Source organism: Jatrophihabitans sp., from assembly GCA_036399055.1.
Classification (GTDB): Bacteria; Actinomycetota; Actinomycetes; order Mycobacteriales; family Jatrophihabitantaceae; genus Jatrophihabitans_A.
In genome coordinates this window covers 111,048-127,242 of the sequence record DASWNX010000004.1, presented here as the reverse complement: position 1 = coordinate 127,242, position 16,195 = coordinate 111,048, and the positions used below count along the sequence as shown (strand labels likewise).

12 protein-coding genes are annotated in these 16,195 nt (G+C 68.7%); 7 read left to right on the top strand and 5 right to left on the bottom strand.

Features of this window, described 5'->3' with window-relative positions:
• Positions 1 to 75: 75 nt before the first annotated feature.
• The 5 genes from VGB75_01525 to VGB75_01505 form a co-directional block, all read right to left on the bottom strand.
• Entirely contained in the window at positions 76 to 1,590 is a 1,515-nt protein-coding gene (locus tag VGB75_01525; GenBank protein HEY0165697.1) for a pyridoxal-dependent decarboxylase, read from the bottom strand.
• 318 nt (positions 1,591 to 1,908) lie between these two features.
• The gene (locus VGB75_01520; protein HEY0165696.1) at positions 1,909 to 4,311 is read right to left on the bottom strand and encodes a BTAD domain-containing putative transcriptional regulator; all 2,403 of its coding nucleotides are present in this window, start codon (positions 4,309 to 4,311) and stop codon (positions 1,909 to 1,911) included.
• Between the two features lie 54 nt (positions 4,312 to 4,365).
• Entirely contained in the window at positions 4,366 to 5,286 is a 921-nt protein-coding gene (locus VGB75_01515) for an EamA family transporter (protein HEY0165695.1), read from the bottom strand.
• A gap of 544 nt (positions 5,287 to 5,830) precedes the next feature.
• Positions 5,831 to 6,679, bottom strand: coding sequence for a hypothetical protein (locus tag VGB75_01510; protein ID HEY0165694.1), 849 nt, complete (start codon positions 6,677 to 6,679; stop codon positions 5,831 to 5,833).
• 33 nt (positions 6,680 to 6,712) lie between these two features.
• Complete coding sequence (locus VGB75_01505; GenBank protein HEY0165693.1) at positions 6,713 to 7,450, bottom strand: alpha/beta fold hydrolase; 738 nt, start codon at positions 7,448 to 7,450, stop codon at positions 6,713 to 6,715.
• A gap of 730 nt (positions 7,451 to 8,180) precedes the next feature.
• Between VGB75_01505 and VGB75_01500 the strand changes: the two genes are divergently transcribed.
• The 7 genes from VGB75_01500 to VGB75_01470 all read left to right on the top strand — a co-directional run bounded on the left by VGB75_01500 (position 8,181) and on the right by VGB75_01470 (position 16,150).
• The gene (locus tag VGB75_01500; GenBank protein ID HEY0165692.1) at positions 8,181 to 9,428 is read left to right on the top strand and encodes an ATP-grasp domain-containing protein; all 1,248 of its coding nucleotides are present in this window, start codon (positions 8,181 to 8,183) and stop codon (positions 9,426 to 9,428) included.
• A 5-nt stretch (positions 9,429 to 9,433) separates the two neighbouring features.
• A complete protein-coding gene (locus VGB75_01495; GenBank protein ID HEY0165691.1) occupies positions 9,434 to 10,687 on the top strand; it encodes an MFS transporter in 1,254 nt (417 codons plus the stop codon).
• 38 nt (positions 10,688 to 10,725) lie between these two features.
• Positions 10,726 to 12,069 carry a hypothetical protein gene (locus VGB75_01490; protein ID HEY0165690.1) on the top strand — a complete coding sequence of 448 codons (1,344 nt, stop codon included), beginning with the start codon at positions 10,726 to 10,728 and terminating at the stop codon, positions 12,067 to 12,069.
• A 255-nt stretch (positions 12,070 to 12,324) separates the two neighbouring features.
• The gene (locus tag VGB75_01485) at positions 12,325 to 13,002 is read left to right on the top strand and encodes a cyclase family protein (GenBank protein HEY0165689.1); all 678 of its coding nucleotides are present in this window, start codon (positions 12,325 to 12,327) and stop codon (positions 13,000 to 13,002) included.
• Complete coding sequence (locus tag VGB75_01480) at positions 12,992 to 14,188, top strand: DUF362 domain-containing protein (GenBank protein HEY0165688.1); 1,197 nt, start codon at positions 12,992 to 12,994, stop codon at positions 14,186 to 14,188. Before VGB75_01485 ends, VGB75_01480 begins: the two co-directional genes overlap by 11 nt.
• Before the next feature lie 4 nt (positions 14,189 to 14,192).
• On the top strand, positions 14,193 to 15,551 hold the full coding sequence (locus VGB75_01475; protein ID HEY0165687.1) for an anthranilate synthase component I family protein: 1,359 nt from the start codon (positions 14,193 to 14,195) through the stop codon (positions 15,549 to 15,551).
• The gene (locus VGB75_01470) at positions 15,548 to 16,150 is read left to right on the top strand and encodes an aminodeoxychorismate/anthranilate synthase component II (GenBank protein ID HEY0165686.1); all 603 of its coding nucleotides are present in this window, start codon (positions 15,548 to 15,550) and stop codon (positions 16,148 to 16,150) included. Before VGB75_01475 ends, VGB75_01470 begins: the two co-directional genes overlap by 4 nt.
• Positions 16,151 to 16,195: the final 45 nt, after the last annotated feature.

Genomic DNA, 16,195 nt, shown 5'->3' with positions numbered 1-16,195 from the left:
GATGACGGCCACCCCCGCCCATCTCCGGTGGAGCTGTGGGACCGCCTGCTGCTGCCCAGGTCGCCGAGTCGCTGGTCAGGGCCCATCGGTGACCCCCTGCCGGCTTGCCGCGAACCTGAGCACCTCGTCTATGACGGTGTCGAGTTCTTCGACGGTCGTGGCTGGATTGAGAAGCATCATCTTCAGGAACACCGGAGAAGCGCCGTTCTCCTGTGGAACGCTGGTGCGGGCGAGCAGCGCTTTGCCACTGGTCATGAGCTCCCGCCGTAGCTTGCCGTTGAAGTCATCGGCGTCGACCCCCGGTGGCGGCGTGAAGCGAAAGACCACCGTGCTCAGGGGTGGTCGCGACGCCAGCTCTACTCCCGGCGCTTCATCCAGACGGCTCGCGGCATGTCGAGCGAGGAAATGGCATTCATCGACCATGGCGGCCATCCCATCGCGGCCAAGGGCCTGCATGGTGGTGGCGATCTTCAAAGCGTTGACACGGCGGGTCGCTTGGACGGAGGTGCTGTAACGCCCTACGAATCCCGCCGCCTTGTCGTCCCCGGCGTTGAGGGTCGTCGACGCCTGGTCCATCGCGTCCAGCGTCCGCGCGTCACGGACCAGGAAGACCGCCGAGGAGGCCGGCGTCCATCCGAACTTGTGCAGGTCAAGGGTGACCGAGTCTGCCTGCGCGATTCCCTCGAGCATGCCCCTGAGGTCATCGGAGAACAGCGCGCCGCCGCCATAGGCGGCGTCGGCGTGCAACCACACTCCATGTTTGCGGGCCACTTCAGCCAATGCGGGAAGGTCATCCACCCAGCCCAGGTCGGTGGCTCCCGCGCAGGCGATCACCATGACCGGCAGCTGATCTTCGGGCAACTCGGCGAGCATCCTGTCGACGCCGCTGGGAATGAGTCGCCCCACCGTGTCGGTGGGCGCCCGCAGGATGTGCTGCTCGCCGATGCCGGTGATGCCCACCCCGCGACCGATCGAGAAGTGGGTGGCCGGAGAGCAGAGCACGACAGGCCGCTTCTTCAGCGTCGCCAGCCCGTCCTGGAATGCTGTCAGACCCAACTGGGCTCGCAGGGTGTTGTCGCGAGCGACCAGGACTGCCATCAAGTTGGAGATGCTTCCGCCTGCGGTGATGGTGCCGCCGGCCTGGTCGGAGTAACCCACCACAGCGGCGAGCTCCTCGATGACCCACCTGTCCAGCTCAAGAGCGAATGGGCCCGATTCCCAGGCGTGAAGCGACTGGTTCAGCGCAGCGACGACCAGCTCAGCGGCTACCGCCACCGGCGCGGGTGGGCATTGCATGCGTGCCAGCGCGGCGGGGTGGCTCAAGTCCACCGACCACTGCGCATAGGCCCGGATCATGTCGGTGAACGGCGTGCGCGCGTCCGCGTCAGAGGGAAGCAGGCACGACGGTAAAGCGGCTGCCGCAGCGGTTCTCGCCGCGACCGGACCGCCTGGGGCGACCGGCCCTGTTCGCCGCATCGCGACGTCCTGCAGAACGTCGATCGCAGCGTTGACCAGTCCGCGAAGCTCCTCCAAGCCGGTCACGGTGCCGACCGGTTGAAATGAGGCGGTCTTCGTGGAGACGACTGTCATCCCTGGCTCCTGTGTGGTCGATTGTTCGGCGCAGGCCCGTCGTTTGTCAGGCACGCACAGTGAAGTGCCCGCCGCACTTGGTCGAGGCCTCATCCGCTCTTGGCTCGGCCTGAGCGGTCGCGGGGCCTCAAGAGACGATGAAGAGCGTCCGAAGAGCGTCGCCCGCGTGGTGAGTGGGCCGCATCAGCCGCCGGCGACGCGGCCGTGTGCCGGGGTTGGCGGACAGGTGATCACCCATCGGCCAATGAGGGGTGAGCGTTTGAGCAAGCTCACATCCTGCCGATCGCGGTGGCGCCAACAGGCAAGCCCCGCCTGTCCTCACGCAGAGGAACGTGAGCTCGGTGATCTCATCCACGCCCTGATCCGGTGCAGTGGCTGAGGCCTCACATCTTGTGCCAGCGCGGCTGCGCCATCACGGCGCGAGGAGGCCAGGACTGCCAGTTCGGTGAGCGCCATGGCCTGGCCGTGCCGGTCCTCACACGCTGCGAATCCGGCGACGGCCGCTTGCAGCGCGGTCTCGGCAGTCTCGAAGTCCCGCCTGGCGAGAGCGAGGACCCCCCAGGCGTACTCGACCGCCGCCATGCCGATCGGATTGGCGGCACGCTCGGCTGCCAGCCGTCCGACGGCGACGGCCGCCCGGCCATGCTCGAACTGGCGGCTGTAGGTGAACAGCGACGCCAGTGTCACCGACAGATGCCAGCACAGCTCATCGTCGCCATGTGAATAGGCCGATCGCACGCAGCCGAGCAACGCGGCTCCCTCAGCATTGAGCCATCCCAGCGGGTCGGTCTGGACCGCCGAGGGAGACGGCTCGGAAGCCTTCCACCGAGCGGTCAGACCGTGTGCCACGATCCGATCACTGCCATACACCTCTCGGTGGGCGCGCTCGGCCAAAGTCAGCCAGGCGCTGTGCAGGCGGCCCAGGGCGGCGCGGCGCGAGGCAGGAGGGACTTCGGTCAGCAGCAGTCGCTTGGCGTGCAGTCGAACCAACGTTGCCAGGCCAAACTGCCCATCCCCCGCGGACTGAAGTAGCCGCGCCTCTACCAATTCCCGCAGAGATCGCTGTGCCTCGTCGATGTCAGTGCCCAGCAGGGCCGCGGCGGTCCAGGTGGCGTAGGTGGGGGATTCGACCAGTGTCAGAAGACGGAACAGCAGTGCGCTCTGCGGATCCAGGTCCTGCTGGCTGTCGCTGATGACGGCACTCAGATCCATCGCGCCATGGGACAGCTCCTGAAGGGGGTCACCCTCCTGGCTCAGCCGATTCGCCAGTTGCGTGAGCGACCATTGTGGGTGGGCGACCAAGCGCGCGGCGGCGATGCGTAGCGCCAGGGGGAGGTTGTCGCAGTACTGGACGATGTCTTCGGCTGCTTGCCTCTCGGCTTCGACTCGCCCGGCGCCCACGGCGCAGCGTAGGAACTCCAGGGCCTCGTCATCGCTGAACACGGTCAGCTCGACACGGCATGCTCCAGCCAAGGTGAGCAGACGCCGTCGGCTGGTGATGATCACCGCGCAGGTCGAGCTGCTGGGCAGCAGACTGGACACCTGCTCCTCGTTCACGACATCGTCGAGGACGAGGAGGATGTGCTTTCGGGCCAGCTGGCTGCGCAACAGTCCGGCGCTCTGCTGCCGATCCTCAGGTATGAGGCTTCTGTCCACGCCCAAAGAGCAGAGCAATCGGATACGGGCCTCCTCAGGCGTGCTGCCTCGCAAGCTGGCATAGAGCTGGCCGTCGACGAACCGCGGCGCGCACGCGTGTGCGGCGTGAATCGCCAACGCCGACTTGCCGACCCCTGCTGGACCGCTGATTGACAGCACTGGCAGGGCCGGCCCGTTGCGGGCACTGCTGGCTAGGTGATGGGCGATCATCTGCAGCTCGTTCCTGCGGCCCACGAAGTTCCCGACATCGGCCGGCAGCAGGCGCGGGACTGCTTGGGCCACCGGCGCCGCTCGAGGGCCAGGCGAGCCGGGCGCGCCTGCTGACCTGTCTTCACCGTTGAGGATCGTGTGCTCAAGGTCGGCGAGGCGCTTGCTCGGCTCGATGCCCAGATGACCGACGAATCGGGTACGGGCGCGGCGGTAGACCTCAAGAGCCTCGGCCTGCCGGCCGCTGCGGTGCAGCGCCAGCATGAGAAGCCGGTGCGGCTCTTCTGAGAATGGGTTCGTCGCTGCCATCTCACGCAGTCCCGCCACGGCTTGGACATGGCTGCCTAGCTCGATCTCGAGCCTGGCGCTCTCCAGTTGCGCCGCGCGGTGGCGTTCGGTGAGATTGAGCGCGTATCGGCGTATGACTTCGCTGTCGAGGTCAGCCAGCGGCTCTCCCCGCCACAGCCCCAATGCCATCCGCAGCTTGGCGAGCCCTTCTTCCAGCTCACCTTCGCGGGTGCGTGCTGAGGCCTGTGTCAGGAGCCGCTCGAAGCACGCCAGGTCCAGGTCATCGTGGGACACGTGCAAGAGATAGCCGGGGTCACGGGTCTCAATCGCCTCCGGATGCCCAGCCCTGCCGAGCAGCCTCCGCAACGACGAGACACATGTCTGGATCTGCGCCCGAGCAGTCGGGGGCGACGCTGGGCCCCACACCGCGTCAGCCAGCTGATCAACCGAGCTGACGCGGTTGGCGTTGAGCGCGAGCACTGCCAGCACCACGCGCTGACGGTGGCCACCGAGATGTATTCGCTGCCCTTCTGCCACCAGGTCGAGCGGTCCAAGAACCTTCAATTCCATGGAGGTTCCCCTTTTGATATCTCGCCGTTGAGAGGCTCGCGCCTAGAAGGAGCCCTACACCGGCCTGGGAGCTTGCTCGCGTTGAGAAGGCCCGCTGGCCTCGACCGGGGGCAGCGGGCTAGCGGATTGCACACGGACGATGCCCGCGAGGATGGCGACAGCTCCGAGGATCTGCATCCCGGCGAGTGACTGTCCCAGCCAGATCCAAGCCAGCGCCGCGGCGAACACCGGTTCCAGTGAGATGCTCAACGCGCCCGTCTCAGGCCCCAGCCGTGCCGTCCCCCACGCGAACAACAGAAACGGCGCGAAGGTGCCAAGCACCCCCACGACAAGAACCTCCGGTAACAGGTCAGTGCGGCTGGCAAGGCTGGGCACTCCTTGGACCGCCTGGATCAGCGCCCAACAGGCGGCGGAGACACCGAATGCCACGGCGTTGGCCCGAACGCTGCCGTAGATCCGGCATGTTCGCGCTCCTAGCAAGGAGAAAGCAGCGACGCCAGCCGCTGTGGTGATTCCGAAGATCACGCCCAGTGCGTCTATGTCGCCAAGGGGCGTCGTGGGCAACTGGACGACGAAGATCACGCCCGCCAAGGAGAGCGCCAGACCACCGGCGACACGGACGGACAGCATGCGGCGCGTGGTGAGAAGGACCCACATGACGACGAACGCCGGCGCCAAGTTCTGCAACACGATGGCCACAGCCACGGGCAGATGGTCGATGGCAAAGAACAACGAGGCGTTAGCCACGCCGATCGCCAGCCCGAAGCAGACCAACCATGGCCACTCGGCCGTGACCTTGGGAGAGGCTCGGCCTGACCTGGCCCGGGTCATCCACAGCACGACCGCGCCCAAGCATGCCGCCGTGATGAAGGTGCGAAACTCCACCAGCTCCATCGGCGACACCCCCCGATCGAACAGATCGCTCGCCACGACCGCGCCTACGCTCCAGAGCAGAGCGGCCAGCGCCACAGCCATGAGCGCCGCTGGACGGCCGGTGCGCGGTGCGCCTACTCCTGGCATGGGCAGCATCTTCGCATGGCGCTAGGTAAACCGTCTAGATCCTTATGTTTACGGCAAATCGGGCAAATTAAAAGTGGTTTGGCGGCGGTTCGGCGGTGATCCTCAGTCAGGCTCAGCGGCATCCGGGCGGGCCGGCAGCGACTAGTGGTGGGGCCCGATCATGCGGAGGCCGATGATCGCCCCACTGGTTCTCCTATACGCTTCTGACCTCGATGTCTTATAGTGTGTCTGTCATCAGACAGCTCACAGGAGAGGAGGATGAGTCTCAACTGGTCGGGTGTGTCGGTGTGCGGAGATAACGCCGGTGGCACCCCCGCGCTGGCCGCGCGGTACCCATGAACAACCTGGCCGAGGACGCTCGATCTTCGGCGCACAAGCCCAACGAGGGAAGGTTGGGCAGGGGCCGGTTCGGGGGCAGTCGCTTCCGAACGGGCCCCTTCTGTGTTCGACAACCAGCTCATCGCGCTCGAGGCGAGCGCCCTTGACGCGAAAGGCATCCTCACCCCGCAGGCCGAGGCAGGCCCATCGGGTTGGGATAAGGGACGACCCCAGCGGCGGCCTCGGCCAGCGGCGCCAGCAGCTGCGCCAGCCGGCTCTGCTCGGCCGGACCGAGCGCGATCCAGGGCTGGGCGGCCAGCCGGTCGGTGCGGTTCTCCACGGCCCGGTGCGCGGCCTCTCCCCCGGCGGTGGGCCGGCCGTCGTCTGCCAGCAAGCCTCGTCGCACCAGCGCCCGGGCTGCGGCGTCCCACTCGCTGTCGGTCCAGCCACGGTTGGGTTGCAGCTGTTCGCGGCCGCCGTACAGCCCATCGCGCAGCACCAGCGCCTGGCAACCGTCCAACTCGGCGTCGACCAGCGCGATGACGTGCCCGTCGCCCCGGTGCTCGCGCAGCACCGTGGCGGCCTGCCACAACCGGGCCAGCGGATCGGTGGGGCGGGGCAAGGCGGCATTGGCCGCGCCGAGCACCCGGCCCTCGGTCACCGCTGCCCGGACCGCCGTCTCCAACAGGTCGGCGGCTGCCGCCCAGCGTTCCGGCTCGTCGGGCAGGACCGCCCGCAGCACGCCCACCGCGCCGTCGAGGCGAGCGGTGAGAGCCTGTTCCGGCGAGGCCCGCTGCCACACGTCGGGCACGGCACGGGCCACCATGGCCGGAGCGAAGGAGAAGAACGCGGCGGTGACCGGTGCGGCCGTCACCGCGCCGAGCGGAGCGGCTCGCCCGGCGAAGTAGCCACGCCAGTAGCCGCGCAGTCCGGCGCTCTCGAAGGCGGCTCGGGCCTGGGTCCCGAAATAGGTGACCGCGTGCAGTGGCTCGTACAGCTGCCACAGGTGTCGGATGTTCTCGCTAGACATAGCGTGATCCAAGCGCAGCGCCGGCCCGTTCCGCTACGCCAGCAGCCCCAGGCACTGCTCGGGACTCTCCACATGCGCGTTGTGGCCCAGGCCGGGCAGGGTCACCACCGGCACGCCCCACTGCCCGAGCTGGGCGTCGCTGTTCATCGGGTCGAACTCGCCGCGCGCCAGCGTGACCGCCGCCGGGGAGCGTGCCACCAGGCCGGCCATGTCCGGCGCTCCGACCCCGAAGGCGCGCGGGTCCAGCGCGAGGCGCCACCGGCCGTCCTCCCCCACCAGCCCGGCCGCCACCGCCGGGTCGTCGGCGCCCAGCAGGCCCGCCAGCCCCGACACCCGCAGGTGCCGGGTAGCCGCCTCCTCGCGGGAGGCGAACCACGTCACCGGCCGACGGGCCAGCGCCTGCGCCTTGTCGAGCTCCTCGTCGGTCCAGGCGACCTTGATCCCCAGCCCGGCGACCGCGGCCACCGGCGCCCCGGCGGCGGCCAGCGCGAGGCCGACCACCCCGCCCAGGGAATGCCCCAGCACGACGGTCTGGCCGCCGGATTCCACGAGCGGTCGCACCGCCGCGGCCAGAGCGTCGAACGTGTACTCCGGCAGCGGCGCCGAGCCACCGTGACCGGGCAGATCGGGCGCCAGCCACCGGCCCGGCCACCGGTCAGCCAGCATCGGTTGCCACGCGGCCCACACGTCGCCGGTCGCGCCGAGTCCGTGCAGCAGAAGCAGCAGCGGATCGCCGTCCCCGCCGCTGAGCACCCGAAGATCGTCATCCATAACGCGATTCTGTCATCCCGGGCAGCGGGGGCGGCTCCGTCCCGGAGCCGGCTCTCTCAGCCCTGCTTAGCCGGCGTGCCGGAGGTCGGTCAGCGACGGTCGCCAGTGCCGGCCGAGTCCTCCAATGCCGGGACTGGGCGAGTCGATCAAGGCCCGGAACGGCCCGGAACGGCCCGGAACGGTCTGATCCCGCATGACTCTGTTCATGGGGCGACGGAAAGTTTCACTGGACTTATTACGGACAAATGTGGAGTATGGGGCCATTCGACTCGATGGAAGGAACTTCGTGCCCCGAGAACGAGAAGGTCCTGAAGCCCGAGGATCGAGCCGCTTCCGACCCTCGCCCTCGGCGACATCGCCTTAACCGCCACACCGGGCGAAAGACGGTTCGGGCGCCCGCGCCCAGGTGGTCCGTAGGCAGGCCGACGGCAGGTGGCAGCGCCTCGTCGTCCAGCCTGAGTTCCGCCCGCCCACCAGCTGAGGACGACTCAGTTCTCACTGTTCGCACCGCGAACCACCGCACGTCCGCCGAACCTGACGAGTGACGCGGCGCGCGCCGCTTCCGACGACGCCTTCCAGCTAGGGCTCAAGTGATGCGCCGAACGCCCACGCCGTCGTCCGCGTCCACAGTCGGCGGGATTCACCGGGCAGTCCGTACCCGCGATCGCGCGCACCCGTGCGTCCCGGTCGCGGTGAAGCGCTCATCCGACCGACTTTCGAGGAGACCGGAATGTCGAACCTCGTCATGGTGATGCCTTACCAGGCCTACATCGCCAAGGCCCATCAAGAAGGGTTCCGCATCAGTGCCATCTGGGACCGGGCGGTGGCCGACCGGCTCTACGGCTCGCAGGCCGGCGCGTACCTGGCGGAGGTCCAGGCGCAGGTGGAGGAATTCCGGCTGGTGGACTTCACCGACCGCACGGCGTACGCGGAGGCGATCCGCGCGGCTGTGCGGGAGTTCAACGCCGATTACGTCTGGCACCTCGGTAGCGAGGACTCGATGGCGACGGCGTACCAGACGGCCGCCGAGCTGGGTCGGGCGGTCAACCCGCCCGAGGCGGTGACGCTGGTCAACGACAAGCTGGCCATGCGCCGACTGCTGCGCGAGCGCGGCATCTCCACCGTCCGGTTCGCCGAGGCCGGGCACTGGAGCGAGGTGGCCGGGTTACTGGCTGATTTCGAGCTGCCGGTGGTCCTCAAGCCGACCACCCTGGCCGGCAGCCGGGGGACCTACCTGCTCACCGATCCGGCGGACCTGCCGGCCTGGGGCCAGTCCCTGGCCGGCTACCAGTACGACGGGCCGCTGCTGGTCGAGGAGTACCTGCGGGGGCCGGAGTTCAGCGTGGAAACGCTGACCGTTGACGGGGTCCACCACGTCATCGGGGTCACCCGCAAACTGCTGGGGCCGCTGCCGCATTTCGTGGAGATGGGACATCTGTTTCCCGAGCCCGACAGCGACCAGACCCGGCAGGTGGCCGCCCTGGCGGTGACTCTGCTGGACGCGGCGGGTTACCGGTGCGGCCCGGCGCACACCGAAGTGATCGTCACCGCCGACGGCCCGCGGATCGTGGAGTCACAGGCCCGCCTGGGCGGGGACAAGATCCCGGTGATCATTGAGCTGGCCACCGGAATCGATGTCAAGCAGGAGGTGTTCGCAGCGCTGGCTGGTCGGGCCCCAGCAGCGCCGCGGTCACGTTCGGTCGGGCACATCGCCTTTCTCGACCTGCCGCTGGGCGTCCTGCGCGCGGTGCGCGGTCTGGAGGCCGTGCGGGAACTGGACTTCGTGGACTCGGTCAGCTTCCCGTTCAAGGTGGGCCAGACGATTGCGCAGACGGTCAACTCCAAGACCCGCCACGGGTTCGTCATTCTCACCGGGGCCGACGCCGCGCAGGCGCTCGAGCGCGCGGACCGGGTGCGCTCGATGATCACTGTCGAGGTTGAGGCCCCCGCTCTGGCCGGGCAGGTGGTCACCCCGTGAACTTCATGGCGCTTCCGCGCAACGTCCGGGTCCGGATGGCGGTGATGTTCATCCAGCGGCTCACCGATTCCATGATCGGCATCTTCATCGCGATCTATCTGGCCGAGCGTCTCGGCGCCGCGATCACCGGCGCGCTGGTGCTGTTGCTGGCCGTCCTGGCCATCGCGGCCATGCTCGTCGGGGGCCATCTGTCTGACACCTGGGGCCGTCGGCCCGTGTTGATCGTGGGCGAGCTGGCGGCGTTCGCCTTCTTCGGATTGATGGCGCTGGCGCACGTGGCCGGCTGGGGAGCGCTGGCGGTGTATGTCAGCTACGGCCTGGTCAAGTTCAGCACCAGCATGGCCATGCCGGCCAACGATTCGATGATCGTCGACGTGACGACCACGGAGAACCGCAAGTTCGTCTACACAGTCAACTACTGGGCGGTGAACCTGGCGCTGGCCATCGGGGCCATGCTCGGTGGCTTCCTCTACCGGTCGCACTTCGGCCTGCTGCTGGTGATCGCGGCGGCGGGCATGGCCGGCTCCCTGCTCGCCACCGTGCTTCTCATCTCCGAGACCCGGCCCCGGCCGGCGGCGGGGGCGCCCGCCGCGCCGAGCAGGCCGAACGGGCTCAGCCAGATGATCGACGGATACCGGCTGGTCTTCGTCGACCGGGTGTTCGCCCGGTTGTTGCTCGCGGCCACCCTGGGCATGACCCTCGAACTCCAGATGAACAACTACGTCGGCATCCGACTGGCCGGCGACATGCCTACCCAGTCCCTGTTCGGCTTCGACAACATCGACGGCCCTCGGATGCTCGGTTTGCTCAAGGCCGAGAACACCATCCTGGTCATCGTCCTGGCGCTGTTCTCCCAGGTCCTGCTGCGCCGGGTCTCCGACCGGCCCCGGCTCTACGTCGGAATCACGATGTACACCGCCGGGTTCGCGGTGCTGGCCGTGACCAACTCGGCGTGGGTGCTGCTGCTGGCCTGTCTCGTGCTGACCCTTGGCGAGTTGCTGAACGTGCCGATCAAGCAGTCGATCCTGGCCGAACTGGTTCCCGAGCAGGGGCGTACCCGCTACATGGCCGCATACAACCTCAACATCCGCCTCGCCCAGTCGCTGGCAGCGGTGACCATCTCGCTGGGTGCGATCGTGAGTTCCTGGGGGATCGCCGCCCTCTACGTGCTGATGGGCGTCGTCATCATCGTTCAATACCGCGCCGTTCTCGGTCATCTCCAGGCCCGCCAGGCGGCCGACATCCCCGCTCCTGCCTGATCGAGGCAGAGCCCGACCCGGCGAAGGAGCCGATCATCGTGCCGAACACCGCAGCCCGGGCCACCGAGGCCTACCTCAACGAATGCGCCCAGCCAGGAAGCCGTTTGCGTCATCTGATGACCGAGGTGGACGTGTCCGTCGACTGGCTCAAGTCGTGGCGGGTGGCGGCCCGGCCCCTGATCGCCGACGAGGCGGAGCTGAGGGCCTTCGGTGACGACCTGGCCGCCGTCTTCGGCCTGCTCACCGAGCTGCCGGCCCGCTGCTTCGACGGTGACCTGGGCCGGTTCTGCGAGTTCTTGGGTATCGACGAGCGGCGCGCCGCGCTGATGCGGCGACTGGGGGACGCGCCGCCACCGATGTACGGCCGCTCGGACATGTACCACGACGGCGCCGCCTACCGGCTCCTGGAGTTCAACGTCGGCAGTCCCGTCGGCGGGATGGAGATGGCCGAGCTCCTCGGCTCGGCGATGTTGCGAGTGCCGGCATTCGCGCAGTTCGCGGCCGAGCACGGGCTGCGCCAGCACGACACCGGCGCGGACATCGCCCTCACCCTGCGCGAGGCGGCCAAGCCGGTCGCGGTCGACGATCCGGTGGTGGCCATCCTGGAGGCGCCGGGCGGGTTGACGGCCTACGGCCACCGGCGTCAGGCCCTGGCCGACCAGCTGATGGGGCATGGCTTGACCAGCCGGGTCGGCGAACTCAGCGATCTCGAATTCGTCCGCGGGAAGCCGCATCTCGACGGAACGCCGATCGATCTGATCCTGCGCTACTTCGGCCTGGAGGAGATGCTCGCCCATCCCGAGGGCGAGGCCCTGCTGGAACCGGTGTTCCGGGCCCATCAGGACGGCGCCGTGGTGCTGTGGACGCCGTTCTCGAGCAACCCCTTCGGCAACAAGGGCACGCTGGCGCTGTTGTCCGAGCGGGCCGCCGACGCGGCCACGTTCACCCCCGCGGAACGGAGCCTGATCGAGCGGCTGGTGCCGTGGAGTCGTGTGCTGGGCCGGCCGGGAACCGCGGTCGACCGTCGGCTGATCGAGGAGTGCCGGGAGCGCCGGGAGGAACTCGTGCTTAAGCCCACCGGCCTTTCCGGCGGTCAGGGAGTGGTGGTCGGCCGCTATGCGGACCCGCGCCGCTGGCGAGAGGTGATCGAGGCCGGCGCCGCCACCGGCGCCCTGGTCCAGCAGGAGGTCCGGCCCAACGAGGAGGGGGTGATCGACCCGCAGACCGGTGAACGGCAGGACTGGCGCATCCTCTGGGGGGCCTTCGTGACCCCGAACGGTCTCGCCGGCGGCTTAGGGCGGATGGTGCCGCCCGGTGGCGACGGCGTGATCTCGAACAGCGCCGACCCGAACACCCGCAGCACCTGCGTTTTCCTGCGCTGACCGGATCAGGCCACTGGCGAAGGAGATCGCCGGGTACATCGACCCTTCCGGTCCCGCGATGTAGCGCGAATACCCCCTTGATGGCCGACCGGCACATGCTTCGCGGCAGACGTCGCCGACCACCATGGTCGGCGATGTGAGGTGGGGGGCGCATGCCTGCCATCGCGGCGCTCGCCGACGCCTTGACCGAGTCTGCGAGCTGCTGACACACACGCTTGCGTCTGTCGAGAGAGATCTCACCGAAGGACAAGGACCATGACCAGACTCGTCGACCTGACCCACGGCTTCTACGACGGAATGCCGTCGTATCCCGCGGACTGGTTCCCGAAATTCGTCAGCGAGCGTTCCATGACGCCGGAGACCGACCCGTACGGCACCAAGCGCACGTTCTCCTACTTGCACGTGTTCCCGCATAACGGCACTCACATGGAATACCGGCTGCACTTCTTTCCCGGCGCCGAGGGCATCGACGAGGTTCCCCTCGACACCCTGGTGGGTCGGGCCTGCGTCGCCGACCTGTCTCACAAGTTCGACCTCGAGCCGGTGACCGGTGATGATCTCGAGGCGGCTCTGCGGCCGGTCTGGGAGCCGGGTGACCGGCTGCTGGTGCGCACGGACTACCTGCGGCACAACTGGGGCCAGCCCGACTACTGGGACCGCCCGCCCTACCTGACGCCCTCGGCGGCAGACTGGGCGATCGACAACCGCGCCAGCCTGTTCGGGTTGGACTGCCTCACCGAACGCCCCGGGGACGCCGAGTCGCCGGTGCATCACCGGCTGCTGGCCGCCGGGATCCCGCTGCTGGAGTACGTGGCCAACCTGCATGAGCTGAGCCGCCAGGTGGTGCAGTTGATGGCCCTGCCGATGAAGGTCGCCGGAGCCGAGGCCGCGCCCACCCGGGTCCTGGCGATGGAGGAGACCGGTGGAGCCTGACCCGTCCGCGGCGGCCGGCCCGCGGCATCAGGTCGCGCTGGCCCCCGCGCCTGAGGACAGCGCGATCCCCGATGCCCTGCGACAGCTCCTGGAACTGATCGGCTCGCCGCTGGCCCAGCTGCGAGCCGGTGACACGGTCCTGATCAAACCCAACCTGTTCCAGACCCGGCCTGGCTTCCACGTCAACACCACCCTGCTGGCCGCCATCGCCAGGACAGTGGCCGAGCATGGCGGGCGCCCGGTGATCGCCGAGCGCACCCACGCGATCTACGAGCTGCTGGGCGAGCACGAGGCCGCCCGGTACGCCCGGGTGGTGAGCTTCGACGACCTGCCGCTGCGGATCACCAGCATTGCGGAGGCGACCTCGCTGCGGGTGCCGATCGCGGTGCCGGAGCTCATCCTCGACTGCGACTACTTCATCGGGGTGCCCCAGTTGCGCACGCATGCCAGCGTCATCTACTCCAACGCGATGAAGAATCTGGTCGGGCTGCTGCCCGGGTACACCACCCGGATCGTGCACATGGCCGGCGTCGACGAGTCGACGGTCGACCTCAACCTGATGCGACCGCAGGACCTGGTGATCTGCGACGGGACGACCGTGATCGAGGGCAACTACCCGATGGACGGGCAGGCGCGCGCGGTGGGTTTCCTGGCCGCGAGCCGCAACGCGGTCGCCCTCGACGTCGCGGTCGGCGACCTGGCCGGATTCGACCCCCGGGAGGTGGCCTACCTGCGCGACGCGCATGCCCGCGGGATGGGACCGATCGATCTGGCCGACATCGAGATGCTGGGAACGGCCCCGCAAGAGCTGGCTTTCGACATGGTCAAGGCCCCGGTCCAGATCCGCTCGCCCAGGGTGGGGATCCACGTGTACGCCGAGCACGCCTGCCGGGCCTGCAGCCGGTTCCTGGCCGGGGCGCTGCACGCGCTGGCCGAGGAGATGCTGGCCTGGGACGGGGAGATGACGATCCTGTGCGGACCGCAGATCGAGACGCCGACGTTGCGTGGCGCTGTCGTCCTGGTCGGCAACTGCCTGTACGAGAATCGAGAACTCGGCATCTACATCGAGGGTTGCCCGCCGCGGGCGATCCAGAAGGCCGCCTTCAGGTACGCGATGGGTCAGACCGTGAGCGCGCACGAACGGACCCAGTTCCGGGCGCCGAGCCTGGTGGGGGGCAGGGCGTGACCCATTGACGATCTCCTCGACCCTGCGTCCCGGTTCGCGGCTGTACCGGCATGTCCTGCCGCTGCAGCCGGTGCAGCCGGTGGCCGCGGCCGCCGCGCTGCGCCCGGCCGGTCGGGTCATGCTCAGTTCCGGGACCGGCGGCCGGGGACCGGTCACCCTTGCCGTGGGCGAGCTGGCCGTGCTGTCGCATCCGGGTGGCGCCGGCTCGGCGCCGCTGGCCGACGCCGTGGACTTCCTCGCCGGGCTGGAGCTGCAACCGGACAGTCCCGACTGGGAAGCGGCCTGGTACGGCGTTCTCGGCTACGACGCAGTGCGCGACATGGAGCGGCTGCCCAGCCGGCACCCCGCCGAACCGCTGCCGGTGTATGAGTTCTTCCTGCCCGAGGTGCTGGTGCGCTTCGAGGACGGGCACGCTCAGGTGATCGGCCGGGGGTCCTCACCGGCGGCGGCACGCGCCGCGGCCGGGCAGGTGGTGCGGATCCTCGACCGGCTCAGCGTGACAGCGCTGGGCGAGGTCAGCATCGGCGCGGGCCGGTTCAATCTCAGTTACGAGGAGTACGCCGACGCCGTCTGCCAGGCGCAGCAGCACATTCTTGACGGTGACGTCTTCCAGCTCGTGCTGTCGCTCAGCTGGACCGCGCCGGCCACCACGGACGCGCTGACCATCTACGACCGGCTGACGTCGATCAACCCGTCCCCGTATCACTTCTGGTACGCCGGTCCGCAGTTCGAGGTTGTCGGCGCCTCACCGGAGCCGTGCCTGACCCTGGGCGGCGGGACGGCCCTGATCCGCCCGTTGGCCGGGACCCGCCCACGCGGCCTAGACCGGCCGAGCGACCGGTTGATCGAGGCTGAATTGCGTTCCTCGGTCAAGGAACTGGCCGAGCACCGCATGCTGGTCGACCTGGCCCGCAACGACCTGGGGCGGGTCTGCCGGCCGGGAAGTGTGCGGGTGGACCGGCTGATGGAGGTGGAGCGTTACTCCCACGTCATGCACCTGACCTCGGATGTGCGCGGCCGCATCCTCGCGGGCAGCCGGACCGACGAGTTGATCCGGGCGACGTTCCCGGCAGGCACCATGACCGGCACTCCCAAGGTCCGGGCGATGGAGATCATCGACGATCTCGAGCCGAACCGCCGCTGGCTGTACTCCGGCGCCGTCGGCTCCTTCGGCCTGGCCCACGTGGACCTCTTCCTGACGATCCGCAGCCTCGTCCTGTGGAACGGGCTGATCCGCCTGCAGGCCGGCGGCGGAATCGTCCATGACTCACAGCCCTCCGACGAGTACGCCGAATGCCTGGCCAAACTCGGCTCCGCCGCGCGCGTCATCGGCGTGTCCGTAGCAGAAGAAGCAGCCGCATGATCTGCGTGATCGACAACTACGACTCGTTCGTCTACAACCTCGTGCAATACACGGGGGAACTGGGCGCCGAGCGCGTCGTGCACCGCAACGACGAGGTGACGGTGCAGCAGGTCGCCGACCTCGCGCCCGACCTGATCATCATCTCGCCGGGGCCGGGTGACCCGTTCGACGCGGGCATCTCGGTCGAGGTGGTGCGACAACTAGGTCCGCGGATACCGGTTTTCGGAGTCTGCCTGGGCCACCAGGCGATCGCCGCGGCGTTCGGGGGCCGAATCCGGCACGGGGCCGAGCCGATGCACGGCAAGTGCTCGACGATCACCCATGACGGAGAGGGCGTCTTCGACGGGGTGCCGCAGCTGATAACGGTGGCGCGGTACCACTCGCTGGTGGTCGAGGCCGAAGCCTTGCCGGCCGAGCTGGTCGCGACCGCCTGGACCGACACCGGCGAGATCATGGGCCTGCGGCACCGCACCCTGCCAATCGAGGGCGTCCAGTTCCACCCCGAATCGTTGTTCACCGAGCACGGCATGCAGATGGTCGGCAACGCGCTGCGCTGCCTGCAGAGCCGGGTCCGGGCAGAAGGGATCGTGACCGCGTGAGCGCGACTGTCACCGCACCGCAGGCCCCATCGACGGCCAGACTCG